The organism is Blautia glucerasea, from assembly GCF_013304385.1.
In the GTDB taxonomy this organism is placed as follows: Bacteria; Bacillota; Clostridia; order Lachnospirales; family Lachnospiraceae; genus Blautia_A; species Blautia_A ammoniilytica.
In genome coordinates, this window is the sequence record NZ_JAAITU010000023.1 from 16,090 (window position 1) to 37,211 (window position 21,122).

The following is a 21,122-nucleotide window of genomic DNA, read 5'->3' on the forward strand; positions in this document are numbered from 1 at the left end:
CATTCATAATAATGGTATAAAATTCATTTTTCAACCAATAATCCGGAATTTATATTATACAATCTGCACAAAAAATCCTGTCTGCAAGCTATCTTTACTTACAAACAGGATTACAAGATTTCTGATCTATATGATGAGGACAGGGTCAAAAGGTCTAAATCCACCTGAGCTTGCTCATAAGTGGATGAAAGACCTTGAGACTCGCCCCCAAAATTATGCGTGTCTTATCGGAAGCTGATACTTCCTGTATCCCTGAAAACCAGAAAGTGCCAGAACAAGCAACAGTTCCTTCTGGGGTGCCCGCCAAGCCTCCTCAGGCTGAAACCATTCGTGAACCGTATGGGTATCTCCCCCATCTCCTGCACGGCCCAGTGCCACTGCAGGAATCCCCAGGGAAATAGGAATATTGGCATCTGTACTGGATGCGTCATGAAATACCGGTGTATAGCCAACAGCACTTGTGGCATCCCAGGCTGCACGGACGATCAGCTCATCCGGCTTCTGTGCCCCTGCCGGACGTCTGCCTTTTTCCTCAAAGATCACTGTTACCTTCTCTTTTGTATCCCACCGGGCATTTTCCTGGCTGACAGCATCTTCTGTCACCTGCTTAAACTGTGCGGACAATGCAGATAATTCTTCTGCACTGTCAGATCGCAGATCCACCAGCATAGAGCATCTCTCAGGAATACTGTTTACAGAAGTGCCGCCCTCCACAACGCCTACATTAAATGTGGTCTTAGGCAGCTTTTTTACCTGAAAATCTGCGATCCGGCTGATGGCCCTTCCCATTGCGTGAACAGGATTGGGAAGTCCGAAATCACTGAAGCTGTGACCGCCCGGTCCTAAAAATGTTACCAGATATCGTTCGCTTCCGGTGGCAGTATGGATGATCCCACCGGGAACCACATTATCTACCGTGATAAAACCATCACAGGCATGTGGATCCCTGAAAATGTATTTTACACCTTTCAGGTCGCCCAGACCTTCCTCGCATACATTGGCGCAGAAGATAATATCTCCTTCCCCATGGATATCCAGAGCCTTCATAGCCCTGGCCACGCTGAGGATCTCTGCAATGGCTCTTGTATCATCATTGATCCCAGGACATGTATACCGGTTTCCCTCTTTTTTGATGGTCAGGTCAGTACCTTGTGGAAATACCGTATCTGTATGGGCTGCTATCATCACCACCGGTCCTTTACCAGTCCCCTTAATGGTGCCAAATACATTGCCCACCCGGTCCATACCAACATTGTCCAGACCTATCCTCTCCATCTTATCCATAATGCAGACTGCCCGGTCCTGCTCAAAACCGGAGGGAGCCGGAATCTGTACCAATTCCAGAAGCTCCTTAAGGGTACAGTCATCATCTTCCTTCAGATATGCAAATGCTTTCCGGATGATCTCCATATTTTTCAGCTGTTCCATCCCGTTCTCCTTTCCAGTTCGTCCTGCTTATTCCGGTTGGATCAGCTCCAGCAGCTTCTCCAGCTCTTCATAAGAGGATATATTATTGGATTCCCGGCGCAATGCAGAGCTGTGAGGCAGCCCTGCTGTATACCAGGCCACATGCTTCCGCATCTCCCGGATACCCATATATTCTCCCTTCAAGTCGATCTGCGCCCTTGCATGCCGCAGGATCATCTGGCAGAGCTCTTCTCTGGATGGTCCCGGAAGCAGTTCACCAGTAGTAAAATAATGATTCATTTCCCGGAAGATCCATGGATTCCCTTCCGCTGCCCGTCCGATCATGATCCCATCACAGCCCGTCTGCTTCATCAGCTCTTCTGCCTTCAAAGGAGAAGTCACATCTCCGTTGCCGATCACAGGAATCTTTACTGCCTCCTTCACCTTACGGATGGCATCCCAGTTAGCCTGACCGGAATAATACTGCTCCCTGGTCCGTCCATGGACTGCAATGGCAGAGGCTCCCGCATCTTCGATCCGTTTGGCGATTTCCGCCAGATCCACAGCTTCTTTTTCAAAACCAATACGGATCTTTGCAGTCACCGGCTTATGGATGGCAGCCACAATACTCTTTATGATCTGGGAAATCCTTTCCGGATCCTTAAGGAGGGCAGAACCTTCCCCGTTATTCACTACCTTTGGCACAGGACAGCCCATATTAATATCCAGAATATCAAAAGGCTGTTCCTCGATGCTGGCAGCCACCTGAGCCATTAATTCCGGCTCATTGCCAAAAAGCTGCATGGATACCGGATGCTCCACCGGGTCGATCTCCATCAGCGCCTTGGTATTCTTATTGTGATAGGAGATAGCCTTTGCGCTGATCATCTCCATGCAGATCAGGCCGGCTCCCTGTTCTTTACAAAGCCTGCGGAAAGCCAGATCTGTAACACCTGCCATAGGGGCAAGCACAAAAGGATTCTCTATTTCAACATTGCCTATTTTCCAACGGAGCTCCATGAAGTCTACTCCTTAATGCCAGCCGGATCTTCTCCCAGGAAAAAGACCCTGTAATATAATTCCAATGATTCCAGAAGTTCACTTTTCTGCTGACGGAGCTGCTTGATCCGCAGCGCACCGCCGATATCGTCATATCGTCCGTCAGCCTCCAGTGCCTCTGTCTTAAACTGAAGATCTCCGTTCTGGTCAAACTCCAGTGTAAAAATTCCTCCGATCTCCTCTGTAAAAAGAACGCACATGATCTGCAGTTCTTTCTTTACATGATCCGGGAGAGATGAAAAATCTTCGTTAAAATAATATTTCTGCTCATATGCGCTTGCACCGCAGAGCACAATATTGTCCTGATACATCTGTTCATTCCTCTCCTGCAATGTATACTGATTCATTTAATCCATTGCCCTAGTACAGTGAATATTAAGTAACCACCATATTGACTTGCCTTAATTTTCACTGTACTAATCATACGTAGCTGTAAAGACCTCGCACAGATACTTCCCCTGCATTCACAGTAGTATAAGTGCCATCCTGCCGCTCTACGATCAATACGCCAATGTCCGTGATCCCTCTGGCGATCCCTTCAAAAGAATTCTCCCCTGCGATCACACGTACAGGCTGATCCATATTGGCCAGCAGTTCCTCATAATCTTCCCTTATAAGGCTTAAGTCACAGGTCTTGGCAAACTTCTCATAATTCTTCTCAAAAGCCTCCATCACCAGGCCGGGAACCAGGCTTCTGTCAAACTCATGGCCTGCTTCCAGATAAAGGGAAGTGGCTTTATCTGCCATTTCCTCCGGAAACTTCTTAATATTTATATTGATTCCTACGCCAATGACCACGTTGCGGATCTTGTTGCCCTCCACAGCCATCTCTGTAAGGATCCCACAAATCTTCTTATGGGATGCCACCACATCATTGGGCCACTTAATAGTCGTATCAAATCCCAATTTGTTTACTGCCTGTGCTACGGATAATCCCATAACAATGGTAAGCATGGAAGCATATTTCGGCTCGAACTCCGGCAAAAGCAGCAGACTCATCATAACCGAGGTGCCCCGTGGTGCCTGCCAGGAACGGCCCAGCCGTCCTCTTCCTGCACTCTGATACTCTGCCACAGCCAGCGTACCGTGAGGAAATTTCCTGTCAGCCAAACGCTTTGCCATCAGATTGGTAGAATCTGTTCTTTTCACAAAATGGACGGTTTGACCCGCCCATTTTGTATGAATATTTGCTGAAATTGTATCTTTATCGTATAAAATATCCATTATAATCCTTCCGGTAATCCCAGTGTTGCAGCCATCACAGCTTTGATGGTATGCATACGGTTCTCTGCCTCATCAAATACCTTTGACTGTGCAGACTCAAATACTTCATCAGTAACTTCCATCTCGGTAAGGCCGAAACGCTGTCCCATTTCCTTGCCGATCTTTGTCTTAAGATCATGGAATGCGGGCAAGCAGTGAAGAAAGATCGCCTTCTCTCCTGCATTCTCCATCACATGCTTTGTCACACGGTATGGTGTAAGATCTTTGATACGCTCTTCCCATACCTCATCCGGCTCACCCATAGATACCCACACATCTGTATAAATAACGTCTGCATTCCTGGTACCTTCCTTTACATCCTCTGTAAGAGTTATAGTTGCTCCGGATTCCTTTGCATACTCATGGCACTGTGCCACCAGTTCATCATTAGGGAAATACTTGCTGTTTGTGCAGGCTGTAAAATGCATACCCAGCTTGGAGCAGGCAACCATCAGGGAATTGCCCATGTTATAACGGGCATCGCCCATATATACAAGACGGATCCCCTGCAGATGTCCGAAATGCTCATGGATGGTAAGCATATCTGCCAGCATCTGGGTAGGATGATACTCGTTGGTCAGGCCGTTCCATACCGGGACTCCTGCATATTTTGCCAGTTCTTCCACAATATCCTGGCCGAATCCACGGTATTCAATACCATCATACATCCTGCCAAGAACTCTTGCTGTATCTGCAATACTCTCTTTCTTGCCGATCTGTGATCCAGTAGGATCCAGGTAGGTGCTGCCCATGCCAAGGTCATGTGCTGCCACCTCAAAAGAGCAACGGGTTCTGGTGCTGGTCTTTTCAAAGATCAGGGCAATATTCTTGCCTTTGTAATACTCAGTAAGCTCACCTGCTTTTTTCTTTGCTTTCAGTTCTGCAGAAAGCTCCAGAAGATAAATGATCTCCTCCGTTGTAAAATCCTTTAATGTAAGAAAATTCCGTCCTTTTAAATTCATAGTCATTCTCCTGTAGTATGTCTTTGCTCTGTTATGCCGGATCTATCCTTGTCAGATTCTTTATTCGGTCTTCTTATCGTCAGTTACAATTTCCTTCAGGGAAGAAGCCAGACCTGCTATTCCCTGGATCTCAGAAGGAATAATGATCTTGGTTGCTTTGCCGTCTGCTACCTTTGTAAGTGCTTCAAAGCTCTTCAAAGTAAGAACTGCATTGTCTGCCCCTGCTTCTTTGATCATACGAAGACCTTCTGCATTTGCCTTCTGTACCTTAAGTACTGCTTCTGCCTGGCCTTCGGCCTCTTTGATCATGCGCTCTTTCTGAGCTTCTGCACGAAGGATGGCAGCCTGCTTCTCAGCCTCAGCATCCAGGATCGCAGATTCTTTCTTACCTTCTGCCACAAGGATGGTGGATTTCTTCTCTCCTTCTGCGATCAGGATCGCTTCTCGTCTCTCGCGCTCTGCCTTCATCTGCTTTTCCATGGCTTCCTGGATCGCAGCCGGCGGGATGATATTCTTCAGCTCTACACGATTCACCTTGATGCCCCATGGGTCTGTGGCAACATCCAGGGAGGCACGCATCTTGGTATTGATCACTTCACGGGAGGTAAGTGTTTCATCCAGCTCCATATCTCCGATAATATTCCTAAGTGTGGTGGCTGACAGATTCTCAATGGCCATGATAGGATTCTCCACACCGTAAGCATACAGCTTAGGATCTGTGATCTGGAAAAATACAACGGTGTCGATCTGCATGGTTACATTATCTTTTGTAATCACAGGCTGAGGTGGAAAATCCACTACCTGTTCTTTCAGGTTGACCTTTCTGGCAACTCTCTCGATAAAAGGCACCTTAAAATGTACACCAGTGCTCCATGTGGCACGGTATGCACCAAGGCGTTCCAGCACAACTGCATAAGCCTGGGGCACAATGCGGATACAGGATGCCAGCACCCATAATGCCAGAATAACGATCACCAATAATGCCAAAATTCCTCCCATAAATTAATCCTCCTTTTTCACCTTCACAATTAATTTGACCCCACGGACTTCCGTGATGGTAACTACCGTCTTCTCAGGAATGATCTCCTTGTCATCCGATGTCCTTGCCAGCCATTCAATATCATTGATGCGAACCTGTCCGGTCTGTGCCAGATTGTCAATCTTCTGGATCACTACTGCGGACTGACCCATCAGGCTGTTCACATTGGTACGGACCATGCCCTTATTCAGACATTTCTTTAGTACAGGTCTGGCCAGAATCAGAAGTATCAGAGAAACAGCCAGAAACAGTAAGATCTGCAGCCATTCTTCTGCCCCCATGCCTGCAGCAAGAGCAGCCACCAGAGCACCTCCTGCAAACCAGATAGTGGTAAGCTGCACCGTCACGGCTTCAGCTACCAGAAAAAAAGTAAGTATTGCCAGCCAGATAAAGACTTCCTGCATAGAATCTCCTCCTTATCCTCTCCTCTGCCTTGCAGCCTCATACATAAGGATCCCGGCAGCCATAGCCGCATTCAGGGATTCTACCTGCCCGTTCATTGGAATCCGTATCAGACAATCCGCTGCCTGCGACGCCTGATCCGTAAGTCCCTTTCCTTCATTACCGATCAGGAAAGCAGTTCCTCCCTGATAATCCTCTTTATCATAGGTATTCCTGCCCTGCAGATGAGCTGCAAAAAGCCGGATATGATGTTTTTCCAGCTGTTCTTTTAATGATACCACACTTTCCACGTATAGAAAAGGCATTCTGTAAATAGAACCCATGGTGGAACGTATCACCTTGGGATTGGTAATGTCCACACAGGTTCTGGTAAGAAAGATCACGTCCACTCCGGCGCCCTCGGCTGTACGGAAGATCGTTCCTGCATTGCCCGGATCCTGCAGATCCTCAAGCACCATCACCAGTGGGTGCATTTGATCTGCTGCCCGGCTTCCCCAAATGTCTTCTTCTGTATAGGAAGGCTTCTTAAGAAGAGTAAGGATACCCTGCGGTGTCTGAGTATCGCTCATCTGTCTGAATACGGAATCTGAAACCACTTCACAAGGAAAGCCTTCGGCATGGCTCATCAGCTCAGTATCCCCAGTAACAGACTCGGCCAGATAAACTCTGGAAACCCAGTCAGCCGGAGCTTCCAGGAACATCTTCCTGCCCTCTGCCACAAACAGCCCCTGCTCTCTCCTTGCCTTTGCCTTTTGATTTAACTGTATTATATTTTTGATCTGTCCGTTATTCACACTGGTTATCATAAATCAGGAACCTTCCCCTTAGTTCAGTCTTTCCAGTACTTTATTTTTGCCTATAGCCATCAAATGCCAGTCTGCTTCCAACGGCTTCATCGGGTCCAGATTAATTTCTACATCATCCCCTACCTTGATGGCGATAATATTAATATCATGGCTCTCACGAAGCTGCAATTCCTGCAGGCTTTTGCCTATCCACTCCGTCGGCACAGGAAACTCTGCCATACTGAATTCAGTGGAAAGCTCAAATACATCCAGAAAACCTCCGGACATCAGATTTCTTGCCACACGAAGTCCCATGGACTGCTCCGGATAAATCACCCTGTCTGCGCCGATCTTCTCAAGGATCTTGCCGTGAAGGGCATTCATGGCTTTTGCCAGAACATAGGGTACTCCCAGCTCCTTGGCTTGCATAGTGGCCATAATACTGGCTTCCATATTCTCAGCCACTGCGATCACTGCCACATCCACATTCTGCACACCCAGAGCCCGTAAAACTTCAGGCTCACGCACATCTGCACGAACTGCATAAGTAACCTTATCTGCAATCTCCTGGATATTTTCTTCCCTTGCATCAATTGCCAGTACGTCACAATCCGACTCTGCCAGTGTTTCTGCCACTGACATACCAAATTGTCCAAGTCCGATCACTGCATAGCTTTTTTCCTTCATGTCATGTCTCCTATCCAATCATCACATCTTCTTCTGCAAGATGGATATTCTCTGATCTGCGCTGTTCTCTTGCCACCACGGCTGCACCTAAAGTAAGAGGGCCGATACGTCCAAGATACATGGTCAGCATTACAATGTATTTCCCTGCCAGACTCAAATGTGGCGTCAGCCCTCTGGACAAACCTACTGTTCCCAGGGCTGAAGTTAATTCATAAATAACGTCCATCAGATCTGCCTGTGGCATCGCTACAGCCAGAAGCATAATCATGATCAATAAAACCAACAAAGACATCCCTGCTACCACAAGGGCAGAACGGATGTAGCTGCTGCGAATCTTCCGATTGTGGCTTTCCACATCCTTATCACCACGAAGATTGGCCCGGATGCTAAGCACTAGCACTGCAATGGTCGTTGTCTTAATACCACCGGCTGTACCCATAGGGGATCCTCCGATGAGCATCAGTACCAAACACAGCACAAAGGTAGCATTGGTAAATGCTGCCTGATCTGTTGTGAAAAATCCGGCGGTTCTGGTGGTCACAGACTGAAAAGCAGATGCAAGCAGCTGCCTGCCTGTAGACATCCCTGCAAAAGTATCCGGATTGTTCCTTTCAAACAAAAAGATCAACAGCGTACCTCCAATAACCAGGATCAGGGTTGTTTTTAATACCAGCTTGCTTTGCAGACGAAGAGTTGCATAAACTTTTTTCACTGACAACTTGTGATTCTGTTTTGCCTTTTTTATTTTTTCCCAAATATCCCACCACACAATAAAGCCAAGACCCGAAGAAATAATCAGAGCCATAGTGGTAAGATTCACCAGCACATTTCCCTGATAAGGAGCCAGACTGGTCTCGCCCAGAAGATCGATCCCTGCATTGCAAAATGCTGACACTGCTGTAAACACCGCATGAACCATTCCCTTACGGAAGCCAAACTGAGGCACAAAACAAAATGCATACAGCACTGCGCCGGTCCCTTCTGCAACCAAAATACAAAGTACGGTTTTTCGCACAACTTTAACCAGTCCTGACATCTGATCCAGGTTATAGGACTCCTTGATCAGCCTCCGGTTCCGCAGGGAAATCTTCTTGTGAAGTCCAATAAACAGCATACTTGCCAGAGATACCACTCCTATACCTCCGATCTGGATCAGTAAAAGGATAGCCGCTTTGCCTATTGTCGACCAATGGGTAGCTGTGGTCACTGTCACCAGGCCGGTTACACACACGCTGGTAGTAGCCGTAAATAATGCATCTGCAAAAGAAGTGCTTTCCCCCGGTGCGGTGCAAAACGGGAGCCAGAGAAAAAATCCTCCTACAAAAATTACCCCCGCAAAGCTGAGGGCAATTATTTGTGCTGTTTTCAATTTATGAAATTTTTCCTGTAAACATCGTCTAAAACTATTTCTGTAATCCATGTTTGTCATAATTATGGGAAAGGGATTTACAAACCTCCCACTGATATTCTGAAACGCTCTTCTGCATAGCAAGTGCCTCGTCAATATCGAAGTCCACAAAATCTCCATGACGATATCCAACTACTCTGCAGCTCTTGCCTGCTACCAGAAGGTCTACAGCCATTGCCCCCATCATAGATGCATACACACGGTCCTTACATGTAGGGCTTCCACCACGCTGCATGTGTCCAAGGATAGTGGCACGGGTCTCAATACCTGTAGCTGCTTCGATACGTTTTGCCATAGCCTGAGAATTACCGATACCCTCTGCATTTACGATGATATGATGCTTCTTGCCAAGCTTACGGCTCTCAATAATGTTGTTGATCAGCTTCTGCTCATCATAGTCGTATTTCTCAGGGATCAGCACATCCTCTGCGCCGTTGGCAATACCGCACCATAATGCCAGATATCCGGCTCCACGGCCCATAACCTCGATAATACTGCATCTCTCATGGGAAGTAGAGGTATCACGTACCTTATCAATTGCTTCCATAGCTGTATTAACAGCTGTATCAAATCCGATGGTGTACTCTGTACATGCAATATCCAGGTCGATCGTGCCTGGTACACCGATGGTATTCACACCAAGGGCAGCCAGCTTCTGTGCTCCTGCAAAGGAACCGTCTCCACCGATCACTACCAGTCCGTCAATACCATGCTTCTTGCAGATCTCTGCGCCTCTCTTCTGACCTTCTGCTGTACGGAATTCTGCACAACGTGCTGTATAAAGGATCGTACCGCCACGCTCAATGGTATCGGATACATCCTTCGCTGTCATATCTATAATCTCTTCATTCAGCAGTCCATTATATCCCTTCAGTATACCTTTTACATTTAATCCGCTGCTAAGTCCACGTCTTACCACTGCACGGATTGCTGCGTTCATTCCAGGAGCATCACCGCCGCTGGTAAGGACACCAATGGTCTTAATTTTTTTCTCTGCCATAATAATTACTCCTCCATCTTCTGAGTTCCTTGAGATGCCTGTATTCTCTCTGATACAATCTACATCTCGGGGTTAATCCTTTTCTACACATATTCAGCACTAGTTTATAGCATCTTTCTGTTTTTTTCAATACTCTGTCCCTGTTTTTTTTCAGAAGCTTTTTATAAACTTTACATTAGAAACTTTTTAAACTTTACATTAGAAACTTTTATTCAAGAATGCCTCGGCATTCTTGCTGCGAGGTGCGCGTCATGCAATTGCATGACATACTTCTCCTGCGCACCTCTGCAATCCTGCCGGAGGCTATATCAGCTGGGGGATTGACTCCCAGCTGATATACTTCATAAGAAGCTTTTTACAAATTTCATATCAGAAGCTTTTCAGTGCACGCTCTACCACGCGTACATTCTCACTGCCATATTCCCTCCGGAATTTTTCCAGCCATTCTTCCTGCAAAGCTACCCTGTATCCGGCCGGCAGCTTTTTCATTGCTTTTACATCCTTCAGATAGATCACAACGGAAGCATTGCCCGGAACTGCTCTCAGTTCTTCCATCAAATGTGCTTCCCGGTCTGCATATGCATCCCTGTCATCAAACTGCAGCCAAAGCTCCCTTGGCACTTCTTCAAAGGTACGCACCCTTTCCAGGATCAGCTTGCTGGCCTTATCATCTTCAGCGGATACCCGTCCCTGGATCAGCACACGGGCATCTTCATCCAAAAGGCTCTGATACTTTTCATAATCCCTTGGAAAAACCACTACTTCCACAGTACCCACCAGATCCTCCAGGGTAACAAAGGCCATCACCTTATTATTCTTGGTATATTTAATGGTTTTCTCGGTCACCATACCACCAACTACAACCTTCTGGTTATCCATTACCACGGAAAGTCCAGTCTCTTCATCCGGCTGAAAATCTGTGGTCTTTGCACTGATGTTCTTTTCAAGTATGCCTCTGTACTGTTCCAAGGGATGTCCGCTAAGATAAATCCCCAGTACATCTTTTTCAAAGGCCAGGATAACTTCCTTTGCATATTCTCCCACATCTGGCATACTGATCTCATAAGCCTTCTTATCTTCTTCACCAACCAAGTCAAACAGGCTCATCTGCCCTGCCATGCTGTTCTTCTTATTCTGGCTGATATGATCCACTACCCGGCTATAAACCAGCATTTTCTGCTGCCGGTTGCCTGGCAGGCAGTCAAGTGCCCCTGCCTTGATAAAATTTTCGATGGCGCGTTTATTCACCTGCCCGCTGTTTCTTTCGATGAAATCACTCAGTGTACGGTAGATTCCGTTTTCCCTGCGCTCCTTCACCAGCGATTCGATCACAGGCCTGCCCACACTTTTAATAGCGGAAAGGCCATAACGGATCCTTCCCTGGTCAACAGAAAAGCCACGTTCTCCGTTATTAATATCCGGAGGCAAAATCTGAATTCCCATCTGGCGGCATACCTGAATATACTCTGCCACTTTGGCTGGCATTTCAATCACGGAGGTCATAAGCGCAGCCATAAATTCCACAGAATAATAATATTTCAGATAAGCCGTCTGATAAGCTACGATTGCATAAGCTGCCGCATGGGATTTATTAAAAGCATATTTTGCAAAATCAGTCATTTCATCATAGATCTTATTTGCTGTCTTCTCAGAGATCCCGTTGGCAATACAGCCAGGCACTCCCTCCTGCTCATTTCCATATACAAAGTTCTGCCGCTCTTTTTCCATGACAGAAGCTTTTTTCTTGGACATTGCACGACGCACAAGATCACTTCGTCCTAATGTATAGCCTGCCAGATTACGCACGATCTGCATAACCTGCTCCTGATATACGATACATCCGTAGGTTGGGCTAAGGATTGGCTCCAGCTGCGGGCAGTCGTAGCGAATGGTATCCGGACGGTTCTTGCCACGGATATACTGGGGAATAAAATCCATCGGGCCCGGACGATACAGGGAAATACCGGCGATCACGTCCTCCAGGCTCTGAGGCTTCAGTTCCTTCATAAAGTTCTTCATACCAGAACTTTCCAGCTGGAACACGCCATCTGTACGACCTGTGCCAAGGGATGCCAGAACCTTGCTGTCATTATAATCAATGTGGGACATATCCAGGGTGATCCCCTTATCTTTCTCCACCATTTTCGCTGCATTCTGGATCACTGTTAATGTACGAAGCCCAAGGAAATCCATTTTCAAAAGGCCCAGTTCTTCCAGCGTAGTCATAGTAAACTGAGCTACAATGGTGCCGTCCTGGGCTCTGGAAAGAGGTACGTATTCATCCACCTCTTTCTGGCTGATCACAACACCGGCTGCATGCATGGAGGTATGCCTTGGAAGTCCTTCCAGGCGCTTTGCCATATCGATCAGATGGTGCACATCCTCCTGCTCGTCATAAGTTTTTTTCAGCTCCGGATTCATTTCCAGTGCTTTATCAATGGTAATATTCGGCTCCTGGGGAATCATCTTTGCAATGGTATCCACCTGGGCATAAGGCATGTCCAATACACGTCCCACATCCCTGATCACACCACGGGCAGCCAATGTACCAAAGGTAACGATCTGCACTACACAGTCCTTACCGTATTTGCGAACCACGTAATCGATCACTTCCTGCCTGCGCTCAAAACAGAAGTCCACATCAATATCCGGCATGGATACTCGTTCCGGATTCAGGAAACGCTCAAAAAGCAGATCGTAACGGATAGGATCCAGCTGGGTGATCCCCAGGGTATAAGCAACCAGGCTTCCAGCTGCAGAACCTCTGCCCGGTCCTACCATGATCTCATGATCCCTTGCATATTTAATAAAGTCCCACACGATCAGGAAATAATCCACGTATCCCATATTTTTGATTGTGGTAAGCTCATAATCCAGACGGCTTTCCAACTCTTCTGTCACCGGATCGTATCGTTCTTCCAGGCCTTCCCGGCACAGCTTATTCAAATATTCCCAGGAGGTATATCCATCCGGTACATCATATCTGGGCAGCTTTGTGTTGCCGAACTCAATATCCACGTGGCACCTCTGTGCGATCTTGTGTGTATTTTCCAGAGCCTCCGGCGCATAAGGAAACAGTGCTGCCATTTCTTCTTCTGACTTAACATAATACTGTCCGCCTTCATAACGCATACGGTCTGTATCTGTAAGCTTCTTGCCGGTCTGCAGGCAAAGCAGGATATCATGGGAATCTGCGTCTGTTTCATAAGTGTAATGCACATCATTGGTGGCAACCAGCTGGATCCCTGTTTCCTGGTGCATCCGCATCAACTGCTGATTGACCATCTGCTGCTGTGGAATCCCGTGATCCTGAAGTTCCAGAAAAAAGTTCCCATCTCCGAAAATCTCCTGATATCTGAGGGCAGCCTTTTTGCCATCCTCATACATTCCTTTCTGAAGATATCTGGCAACCTCGCCAGCCAGGCAGGCGCTTAAGGCAATCAGCCCCTCATGATACTCCCGCAGAAGTTCCAGATCCACTCTTGGCTTGTAGTAAAAACCTTCTACAAAACCCTTGGATACGATCTTCATCAGATTTTGATAACCCTGGTTATTCTCAGCAAGAAGCACCAGATGATAGTATCTGTCATCTCCGCTTCCTACTTCCCTGTCGAACCTGGAGCCGGGAGCCACATACACTTCACATCCAAGGATAGGATTGATGCCTGCCGCTTTTGCCGCACGATAAAAGTCGATCACTCCATACATAACTCCATGGTCTGTGATCGCAGCACTGTCCATTCCCAGTTCCTTCACTCTGGACACATATTCATTTATCTTATTTGATCCATCCAGCAGACTATATTCTGTATGGACATGCAGATGCGTGAAAGCCACTGTGTGTACCTCATTTCCTGTTTATATTATTTCTTGCCTCTGTTATTTTTTGTATATTCTTCTCTCTTTAATCTCTATTTTGCCTTCTTTCAGAAGGTGCCCAATTGCCCTTTTGAATGCATTTTTGCTCAAGCCGAATTCTCTTTTGATCACTTCCGGGGATGCCTTATCATAAAAAGGAAGAACCCCTGCAAATTCATCGATCACGCTAAGCACGGACTCTGCATCCTCTTCGATCTGCAGGTATGCTTTCTGGCGATCTGTGACATTCATCTTGCCGTCTTCTTTTACTTCTGTTACACGCAGATCCAGAATCTCTCCCGGACGGTATTTCCCGGCAGCCTCCCTTGCGGGAATCAGTGCAGAATACTTGTCATCAACAGCCACAAATACACCAAAATTACCGCTGATCTCATATACACGGCCTTTTACCTGGTCTCCCACCACATAAGGTGTGCGTGTAGAAAGATAATGATATACTTTCATGGTAGCGCAAAGACGCTGGCTTTTATCAATATAAAGAGCCACCAGTACGTCTTTCCCTTCCTGCATCCTGGTGGTCTGCTCATGATATGGAAGCAGAAGGTCTTTTTCCAGTCCCCAATTCAGGAATGCTCCGATCCTTGTCACCTGGGAAACCTTCAGAACTGCAGTCTGCCCTACCTGAAGCATGGGCTCTCTGGTGGTAGCGATGAGACGGTCTTTGGAATCTTTATAAATGAATACGGTCAGCTCATCTCCTGCTTTCGTGCCTGCAGGCACCTGTTTGGCAGGGAGTAGTACAGAATCTTTGCCTTCTTTATCATCCTTTTCAGCCAGATATACACCGAAATCCACTGTTTTTACTACAGTCAGTGTCTGTTTTTTTCCTAATTCAATCATGGGTTCTCCTTATTATATATTTTTACGAAAATGATTATTGTCAGTATAGCACACACACAATGTAAAAGATACTCTCAATCCACATGGGCCTAATTGTTGGTTTGCTCTTTTTGCAGCATTCCCCCAATTTGCGGTTGAATAGAATACTATTTAAGTGTGTCTGCGTATTGCAGAAGCCGGCGTGTATCCGCCCATCTGGCATCGCTTGTAGGGCCTCCCAGTGTAACGGAAATATAGGTCTTTCCATTTCCGGCCTGGATCATACCAACAAAACAATGGCCAGCTTTACGGGTATAGCCTGTTTTGATCCCGTATACTCTGTCCATATTGCCAAGAAGCTTATTGGTGGTACGGAATGTATAGGTATTGCCGTTCAGGCTGGTGATGGTCCCTTGCTGCCGTTTTACGATTTTTCGGATCATAGGCTTCTTCCATGCATAACAGGCGATCTTTGCCAGATCCCGGGCAGTTGTATAATGGTCCATCCCTGCATCCAGTCCGTTTGGTGTGGCAAAATGGGTATTCTTACATCCCAGGACTGCTGCTTTTTTATTCATCAGCTTTACAAATTTAGGTACTGATCCGCTTACATGCTCTGCAAGTGCTACTGCTGTATCATTGTGGGATGGAATCAGCAGGGAATAAAGAAGATCCTTCAGTACAAAGCTTTCCCCTTGCTGCAGGTACAGCTTGGTAGGCTCCTGGGCTGCTGCATTGGCAGATGCAGTCACCTTCTCGGTTAGTTTGCAATTCTCCAAAGCCAATATAGCCGTCATCAGCTTGGTGGTGCTTGCATTTGCATGGCGCAGATCCGGGTTCTTGGAATAAAGCACTTTTCCAGTGTCAGCCTCTACAAGGATCCCACATGGACTGCTAAGGGAAACAGACGGGCCGCTTCCTGTCATCCTGCCATTAGAATCAAACCTGCAATTCACACCGGAGATCCGTTTCGTTCCTGTGGTCAGCTTGCCCTTTGCATCAAAATAATAGGTATAACGGCTGCGGATCCACCCCTGGCTTCTGCGGCCGTCGCTTCGCAGATAATAGGTCTTCTTTCCATTTTTGTAGATCCATGCATTTTTATACATGTATCCTTCTGATTTCTTCCCAAAGTAATACCACCTGGTACCGATCTTGTGCCAGCTGTACTGCCTGACCCCTTTTGCAGAAAAATAATATGTTTTCCCCCTGACAGATAAAAGGCAATCCTTTGCCATCTGTCCATCTTTGTCATAATAATACCAATTTCCATTTCTGGCGGTAAATCTGCCCCCTGTAACCTTTTCAATATTCTTTACGCTGGTCACTTTTGCAGAAACCGGCACTGTCGCTCCCAGAAGCAGTATCAGCATTACCAGAAGACACAGCCTGTATATGCCTGCTCTTTTTCTCTCTTTTCCTGTACTCATCATTTCCCCCGCTTTAAAGTAAAACAAAATATCAGTTCTATTTATTTTCCTATTTTCCCCAATTTTAGTCAAGGCATTTTTCAGGGCAAAATAAAAAAGGCGTTCTATCTCACACGCCTTTTTCTCAAAACTTCTGTATAGCATTATTGATTACGGAATCTGGAAAGGAAATCCCGTGTAAGAGCATCTTTCGGATCCTGGAAAAGCTTTTTCGGCTCTCCCTCTTCTACGATCACTCCATCAAGTCGAGCCTCGTATTATTAAGTCCTATAATTTTTTATGCAATAGAAACATTACTGAACAATTGTCTATTACACATAAAAAAATCGCAACAGGCGCAATTTACCAATTCACCGCGCCGTTGCGATTCATTCACGTAATAACCCTAACCCCTGGTAAAGTCAAGGAGAAATATTATACGATCTCTTATATATCCAGTTCTGGGGGAACATCCAGTTCCTCGGATACATATTTCCCATTTTTCTTGCGCTGCCTTACGCATTCCGACAAAAGATACTCGATCTGTCCATTCACTGAACGAAAATCATCCTCCGCCCAGGCAGCGATCTGATCATATAATTTTGCTGAAAGTCTGAGCGGAATCTGTTTCTTTGCCTTAGTATCTGCCACGATTAATACAGACTTCCTGAATTAACAATAGGCTGTGCGTCACGATTGCCGCAAAGTACTACAAGAAGGTTGGATACCATGGCCGCTTTCCGCTCCTCGTCCAGTTCTACCACACCATTCTCATTTAGTCTGTCCAGTGCCATCTCCACCATACCAACAGCACCGTCTACGATCATCTTCCTTGCATCAATGATCGCAGATGCCTGCTGCCTCTGAAGCATAACGGCTGCAATCTCCGGTGCATATGCCAGATAAGTGATCCTTGCCTCAATGATCTCAAGTCCTGCGATCTCAACCTTCTGCTGAATCTCCTTACGGATACGCTCGGCAACCACTTCACTGGATCCTCTAAGGCTGCCTTCATCTGCGATACCGTCTCCTGTAGTGTCTACATTAGGAGCCACATCATATGGATAGATCCGTACAATATTTCTCAGGGCACTGTCACACTGAAGGGACAGATATTCTTTATAATTATCTACATCAAACACAGCCTTTGCAGTATCTACCACACGCCACATAACTGCAATACCGATCTCGATAGGATTACCCAGACAGTCATTGATCTTCTGACGGTTATTGTTCAGAGTCATGATCTTCAGTGAAATCTTATTATTTGTGATCTGAATTTCGCTGCTTTCTTTCGCAGATGCGCCAAGAACACTTGCCAGGGAACCTTTCCCGGAACCTCCGTCTACATCGCCGCTCTGGTTCAGCTTTGTCTTAGCTGCCGGATTCACACTGCTGCAAAATGGATTGACCCAGTAAAAACCATTCTCCTTCAAAGTACCGATATACTTACCAAATAAGGTCAATACCAGTGCTTCCTGGGGCTTCAGGACACGCAATCCTACAAAGGGGATCCAGCCTATAGCTGCCCATACAATACCAACAACCATAACTGGGATCACTTCCTGAACCGCACCAAATGCGATAGCTCCTACCCCCACTGCATACAGCAGGAGAAACAGAAGCATCATGGCCATGCCATTTTTCTTGTTGTTTAATACTTTTTCTTTCATTTTCTTTTTCTTCCTCCTAAAATATCAAATGTATTTTGATATTTTGATGATATCATTTTAATATCATATTGTCAATAGAGACTTTTGCAACGACCCTCCATATTATCTTTCTTTTAAGAACTCCACCACTTCCTGATACAGCGGAATAGACGGTGCTGCGCCTGGACGGGACACTGCGATTGCAGAAGCTGCAGAAGCCATTTCCAGACATTTTGGAATGTCCTCACCAGCACACAGACCTGCAAGGAAATATCCGCAGAAGGTATCTCCTGCAGCTGTAGTATCCACTGCCTTTACACGGTAAATATCATGGGTATAGGTTTCCTCACCCTTCTTGCAGAGAACCCCTGCATCTCCAAGAGTAAGTACGATTACTGCTGCCGGATATTTCTCGGAAAGGATCTCCAGCACTTTCTTGTAATCCGGATTCGCCTCCTGAATCCCTGCGATCGCTGCACCTTCCACTTCATTAACAATAAAATAATCTACACAGTCCAACGGCAGATCTTCCATGGACTTTGGAATCGGTGACGGATTAAATGCCACCTTCAGACCCAGTTCATGTGCCCTCCGGATCATATAAGGAACCTCATTTACCTCATACTGCATCAGCACAACGTCCCCCGGCTCTCCCTTTTCTGTAAGAACCTTGTCAATATATTCTTTAGTAAAGTCACGGTTGGTGCCGCCATATACAATGATACAGTTATGTCCTGTACTATCTACCTGGATAATAGCATGGCCGCTCTGTCCTGGAAGCACCTGGATCTGAGAAATATCCACGCCTGCATCCTTCATAAAATCAGTGAGCATAGCACCATCTTCTCCTACCGCTCCTGCGTGTACTACGCATGCGCCTGCTCTCGCCGCTGCCACAGACTGGTTCAGACCTTTGCCGCCTACATTCAGCTGGATGCCATCTGCCAGTATGGTTTCTCCCGGAAGTACAAAATTCTCCACCTGATATACCTTATCAATATTCATAGATCCAAATGAAATGATTTTCATAAAATATTCCCTCCCAATTCCCGTATTTCATTGACATTTTCTTTTTTCCGGCTTATGACGAATAAACCATTTTATACAATAATACCATATCAGGAATAAAAGCTCAAAATTTTTTCATAAATAATTCCCAAAATCGAATGTGTATACAGCCCACATCATCTGCCTTCCCTCCAGCAGTCTTATTTCGCCTGAAATTCCACGACAGCATAAGATTCACCCTCTTTTGTTTCCAATGCCACCACTACTTTACCAGGCTCTGTATGCACTCTTGGATAAAATACATCCCCAAGCACTGCCTGTTTCTTATACTCTGCACGCATCTGGTGGATCTTAAAGTCCTCCGGCAGATAATCCGCTGCGATCCGGATATACTGGCAATTATTCACATGATGATGGGTGTCCAGGTTGTGCTTCTGCACAGTGAATGGCTCCTGATCTGTCATCTCCTCCGGAAGCTGGATCTTCCTGGAAACCTGCTCCATTTCTAAGGGCTCTTCCAGCACATATCCACGGCAGTCCTCTTCTGTAAGCCTTGCAGGCAGCCCGGTGTTTGTATTAATGTTGATCCATCGGGAATTGGCATAAGCCAGCCTTTCCCCATTTTCACCTTCAAGGACAAAATTACGCATCCCTGTAAATCCCTTAAAGGCATACGGCTTAGTAAGTGCTGTGATCTTTTCTCCCAGCATAGGATACCGATCGATCACTACCTGCCAGGATGCCAGCACCCAGGCACGTTTTCTTTCTTCTACTGCCAGCATTCCCTGTCCGATCTCTTCCGATTGGAAAGTACAGCAATCCTGAAAATAATCAAGAATCGCCGGCAGTGTAAGGCATTTATCCTCACCAATTTCACTGTATCTAACCTTTCCTTCAAAACGATAACTCATAATTTTAATTCTCCTTTTTCTGTATATATGCTATTTTCTGATGCAAGTTCTATTTTCCCTCTGTCTCCATTCTTTTCAGCTCCGGAAATACAGTGAAAATCATAGTAAGAAAACAAAGGCTGCCGCCGATCACATTAGATACCGGTTCTGCCAGAAAAACTCCATCTGTACCCATCTTCAGCAGATAAGGGAGGATATAAGTAAGTGGTACTACGATCACAACCTTACGGAGAATAGAGAAAAATACAGCCTGTTTTTTCTTGTTCAGAGATTTGAATACAGTCTGTCCCATATACTGAAAATCCATAAAGATGAATGCTGAAAAATACTGTTTCAGTGCTGGAATTGCGTCTTCTAGAAGCATATGGTCCGAACTGAAAATGCTCATCAGCTGTTTGGGAAAGAAAATGATCACGCTCCACATCACCGCTGTATAAAGAAGGATCATCACACTCATGGTGAAGATCGCACGGCGCACATGCCCGGATCGGTGGGCCCCATAATTATAGCTGATAATAGGAGAAGACCCTTCTGTCAATGCATAGATCGGCGTTTCTACCATCTGACGTACACTGGATATGATTGTCATTACGGATATGTATACATCGCCACCGGTTACAGACAGTACGTTATTGCAGCAGATCGTTACCAAGCTGTTGGTAAGCTGCATAATAAAGCCAGCGGTTCCAAGACTGATAATATTTTTGCAATATCCTATGCATCCTGATAATTCTTTTTTCTTTAAGAGCCGTACTTTTAATTCTGCTTTTTTGTGCAAAAAAGCGATTACAAACAAGGCAGAGAAAATCTGCGAGATCACCGTAGCGATCGCTGCACCGCAGACCCCCATATGTAATACAAAAATAAAAACCGGATCCAGCAGAATATTCAATACTGCACCTACTGTCACCGAGCACATCCCGGCCACCGCGTATCCCTGTGCATTAATAAACGGATTCATTCCTGTAGCGATCATCGAAGGCAAAGTACCCAGCAGATAGATCAGCATATAGGGAAGGGCATATCCAATCGCTTCCTGGGATGCCCCAAACAAAATCAGAAGCGGCTTCGCCGCCAGAAGACCAGTTGTCATCAAAACCAGTGCACTGCCACACAACATGGTAAAGGATGTGTCCATGATCAGCCTGGCTTCCCGGTCATCTCCTTTTCCACGGCTGATTGCAAAAAGAGGTGCACCGCCGCTGCCAAAAAGATTGCAAAATGCCATAATGATCACGATCACCGGAAAGCAAAGTCCTACTGCTCCCAATGCTTTCGTCCCTGTTTCCGGGATCCTGGCAATATAGATCCTGTCCACGATGTTATAAAGAAGGCTGAGAATCTGGGCTGCCAGCATGGGGATGGCTGTACCCAGGATGTTTTTTGTAATGGTTCCGTTTTCAAAATCTACCCGCTTCATATTACTTTTCCC

At 46.1% G+C, this 21,122-nt stretch carries 19 protein-coding genes; all 19 read right to left on the bottom strand.

Features of this window, described 5'->3' with window-relative positions; all coding sequences use genetic code 11:
- Positions 1 to 213 precede the first annotated feature (213 nt).
- The 19 genes from G5B11_RS10205 to G5B11_RS10295 all read right to left on the bottom strand — a co-directional run bounded on the left by G5B11_RS10205 (position 214) and on the right by G5B11_RS10295 (position 21,110).
- Positions 214 to 1,428: a M20/M25/M40 family metallo-hydrolase gene (locus G5B11_RS10205; RefSeq protein ID WP_173727971.1), complete on the bottom strand. Its 1,215-nt coding sequence runs from the start codon at positions 1,426 to 1,428 to the stop codon at positions 214 to 216.
- A gap of 27 nt (positions 1,429 to 1,455) precedes the next feature.
- Complete coding sequence (gene dusB / locus G5B11_RS10210; RefSeq protein WP_173727973.1) at positions 1,456 to 2,427, bottom strand: tRNA dihydrouridine synthase DusB; 972 nt, start codon at positions 2,425 to 2,427, stop codon at positions 1,456 to 1,458.
- Positions 2,428 to 2,432: 5 nt separating this feature from the next.
- Positions 2,433 to 2,777 (bottom strand): DUF6145 family protein, encoded by a 345-nt coding sequence (locus G5B11_RS10215; protein WP_158422089.1) that lies wholly within the window; start codon positions 2,775 to 2,777, stop codon positions 2,433 to 2,435.
- Positions 2,778 to 2,886: 109 nt separating this feature from the next.
- The gene (locus tag G5B11_RS10220) at positions 2,887 to 3,690 is read right to left on the bottom strand and encodes a biotin--[acetyl-CoA-carboxylase] ligase (protein ID WP_173727975.1); all 804 of its coding nucleotides are present in this window, start codon (positions 3,688 to 3,690) and stop codon (positions 2,887 to 2,889) included.
- Positions 3,690 to 4,691 (bottom strand): ornithine carbamoyltransferase, encoded by a 1,002-nt coding sequence (gene argF, locus G5B11_RS10225; protein ID WP_173727977.1) that lies wholly within the window; start codon positions 4,689 to 4,691, stop codon positions 3,690 to 3,692. Before argF ends, G5B11_RS10220 begins: the two co-directional genes overlap by 1 nt.
- Before the next feature lie 60 nt (positions 4,692 to 4,751).
- Positions 4,752 to 5,690, bottom strand: a complete 939-nt coding sequence (locus G5B11_RS10230) for an SPFH domain-containing protein (protein ID WP_173727979.1) — start codon at positions 5,688 to 5,690, stop codon at positions 4,752 to 4,754.
- A 3-nt stretch (positions 5,691 to 5,693) separates the two neighbouring features.
- On the bottom strand, positions 5,694 to 6,134 hold the full coding sequence (locus G5B11_RS10235; RefSeq protein ID WP_173727981.1) for an NfeD family protein: 441 nt from the start codon (positions 6,132 to 6,134) through the stop codon (positions 5,694 to 5,696).
- A 12-nt stretch (positions 6,135 to 6,146) separates the two neighbouring features.
- Positions 6,147 to 6,938, bottom strand: a complete 792-nt coding sequence (locus tag G5B11_RS10240; protein WP_173727983.1) for a TrmH family RNA methyltransferase — start codon at positions 6,936 to 6,938, stop codon at positions 6,147 to 6,149.
- Between the two features lie 18 nt (positions 6,939 to 6,956).
- Positions 6,957 to 7,604, bottom strand: coding sequence for a potassium channel family protein (locus G5B11_RS10245; RefSeq protein WP_173727986.1), 648 nt, complete (start codon positions 7,602 to 7,604; stop codon positions 6,957 to 6,959).
- A gap of 10 nt (positions 7,605 to 7,614) precedes the next feature.
- Positions 7,615 to 8,973, bottom strand: a complete 1,359-nt coding sequence (locus G5B11_RS10250) for a TrkH family potassium uptake protein (protein WP_244092972.1) — start codon at positions 8,971 to 8,973, stop codon at positions 7,615 to 7,617.
- 34 nt (positions 8,974 to 9,007) lie between these two features.
- Complete coding sequence (pfkA, locus tag G5B11_RS10255; RefSeq protein WP_158422064.1) at positions 9,008 to 10,012, bottom strand: 6-phosphofructokinase; 1,005 nt, start codon at positions 10,010 to 10,012, stop codon at positions 9,008 to 9,010.
- A 369-nt stretch (positions 10,013 to 10,381) separates the two neighbouring features.
- On the bottom strand, positions 10,382 to 13,849 hold the full coding sequence (locus tag G5B11_RS10260) for a DNA polymerase III subunit alpha (protein ID WP_173727988.1): 3,468 nt from the start codon (positions 13,847 to 13,849) through the stop codon (positions 10,382 to 10,384).
- Positions 13,850 to 13,891: 42 nt separating this feature from the next.
- Positions 13,892 to 14,731 carry a CvfB family protein gene (locus G5B11_RS10265; RefSeq protein WP_173727990.1) on the bottom strand — a complete coding sequence of 280 codons (840 nt, stop codon included), beginning with the start codon at positions 14,729 to 14,731 and terminating at the stop codon, positions 13,892 to 13,894.
- A gap of 146 nt (positions 14,732 to 14,877) precedes the next feature.
- The gene (locus G5B11_RS10270) at positions 14,878 to 16,143 is read right to left on the bottom strand and encodes a serine hydrolase (protein WP_244092973.1); all 1,266 of its coding nucleotides are present in this window, start codon (positions 16,141 to 16,143) and stop codon (positions 14,878 to 14,880) included.
- 423 nt (positions 16,144 to 16,566) lie between these two features.
- Positions 16,567 to 16,770, bottom strand: a complete 204-nt coding sequence (locus G5B11_RS10275; RefSeq protein ID WP_158422061.1) for a TA system antitoxin ParD family protein — start codon at positions 16,768 to 16,770, stop codon at positions 16,567 to 16,569.
- 2 nt (positions 16,771 to 16,772) lie between these two features.
- A complete protein-coding gene (locus G5B11_RS10280; protein ID WP_173727992.1) occupies positions 16,773 to 17,792 on the bottom strand; it encodes an SPFH domain-containing protein in 1,020 nt (339 codons plus the stop codon).
- 102 nt (positions 17,793 to 17,894) lie between these two features.
- Entirely contained in the window at positions 17,895 to 18,800 is a 906-nt protein-coding gene (locus tag G5B11_RS10285) for a ribokinase (RefSeq protein ID WP_158422059.1), read from the bottom strand.
- Between the two features lie 179 nt (positions 18,801 to 18,979).
- Positions 18,980 to 19,690, bottom strand: coding sequence for an acyl-[acyl-carrier-protein] thioesterase (locus tag G5B11_RS10290; protein WP_173727994.1), 711 nt, complete (start codon positions 19,688 to 19,690; stop codon positions 18,980 to 18,982).
- A gap of 49 nt (positions 19,691 to 19,739) precedes the next feature.
- The gene (locus tag G5B11_RS10295) at positions 19,740 to 21,110 is read right to left on the bottom strand and encodes an MATE family efflux transporter (RefSeq protein WP_173727996.1); all 1,371 of its coding nucleotides are present in this window, start codon (positions 21,108 to 21,110) and stop codon (positions 19,740 to 19,742) included.
- Positions 21,111 to 21,122: the final 12 nt, after the last annotated feature.

Excerpts from the sequence above, each read along its gene's own strand:
- G5B11_RS10205 (WP_173727971.1), bottom strand. The coding sequence starts at position 1,428 with ATGGAACAGCTGAAAAATATGGAGATCATCCGGAAAGCATTTGCATAT.
- dusB (WP_173727973.1), bottom strand. The coding sequence starts at position 2,427 with ATGGAGCTCCGTTGGAAAATAGGCAATGTTGAAATAGAGAATCCTTTT.
- G5B11_RS10215 (WP_158422089.1), bottom strand. The coding sequence starts at position 2,777 with ATGTATCAGGACAATATTGTGCTCTGCGGTGCAAGCGCATATGAGCAG.
- G5B11_RS10220 (WP_173727975.1), bottom strand. The coding sequence starts at position 3,690 with ATGGATATTTTATACGATAAAGATACAATTTCAGCAAATATTCATACA.
- argF (WP_173727977.1), bottom strand. The coding sequence starts at position 4,691 with ATGAATTTAAAAGGACGGAATTTTCTTACATTAAAGGATTTTACAACG.
- G5B11_RS10230 (WP_173727979.1), bottom strand. The coding sequence starts at position 5,690 with ATGGGAGGAATTTTGGCATTATTGGTGATCGTTATTCTGGCATTATGG.
- G5B11_RS10235 (WP_173727981.1), bottom strand. The coding sequence starts at position 6,134 with ATGCAGGAAGTCTTTATCTGGCTGGCAATACTTACTTTTTTTCTGGTA.
- G5B11_RS10240 (WP_173727983.1), bottom strand. The coding sequence starts at position 6,938 with ATGATAACCAGTGTGAATAACGGACAGATCAAAAATATAATACAGTTA.
- G5B11_RS10245 (WP_173727986.1), bottom strand. The coding sequence starts at position 7,604 with ATGAAGGAAAAAAGCTATGCAGTGATCGGACTTGGACAATTTGGTATG.
- pfkA (WP_158422064.1), bottom strand. The coding sequence starts at position 10,012 with ATGGCAGAGAAAAAAATTAAGACCATTGGTGTCCTTACCAGCGGCGGT.
- G5B11_RS10265 (WP_173727990.1), bottom strand. The coding sequence starts at position 14,731 with ATGATTGAATTAGGAAAAAAACAGACACTGACTGTAGTAAAAACAGTG.
- G5B11_RS10270 (WP_244092973.1), bottom strand. The coding sequence starts at position 16,143 with ATGATGAGTACAGGAAAAGAGAGAAAAAGAGCAGGCATATACAGGCTG.
- G5B11_RS10280 (WP_173727992.1), bottom strand. The coding sequence starts at position 17,792 with ATGAAAGAAAAAGTATTAAACAACAAGAAAAATGGCATGGCCATGATG.
- G5B11_RS10285 (WP_158422059.1), bottom strand. The coding sequence starts at position 18,800 with ATGAAAATCATTTCATTTGGATCTATGAATATTGATAAGGTATATCAG.
- G5B11_RS10290 (WP_173727994.1), bottom strand. The coding sequence starts at position 19,690 with ATGAGTTATCGTTTTGAAGGAAAGGTTAGATACAGTGAAATTGGTGAG.
- G5B11_RS10295 (WP_173727996.1), bottom strand. The coding sequence starts at position 21,110 with ATGAAGCGGGTAGATTTTGAAAACGGAACCATTACAAAAAACATCCTG.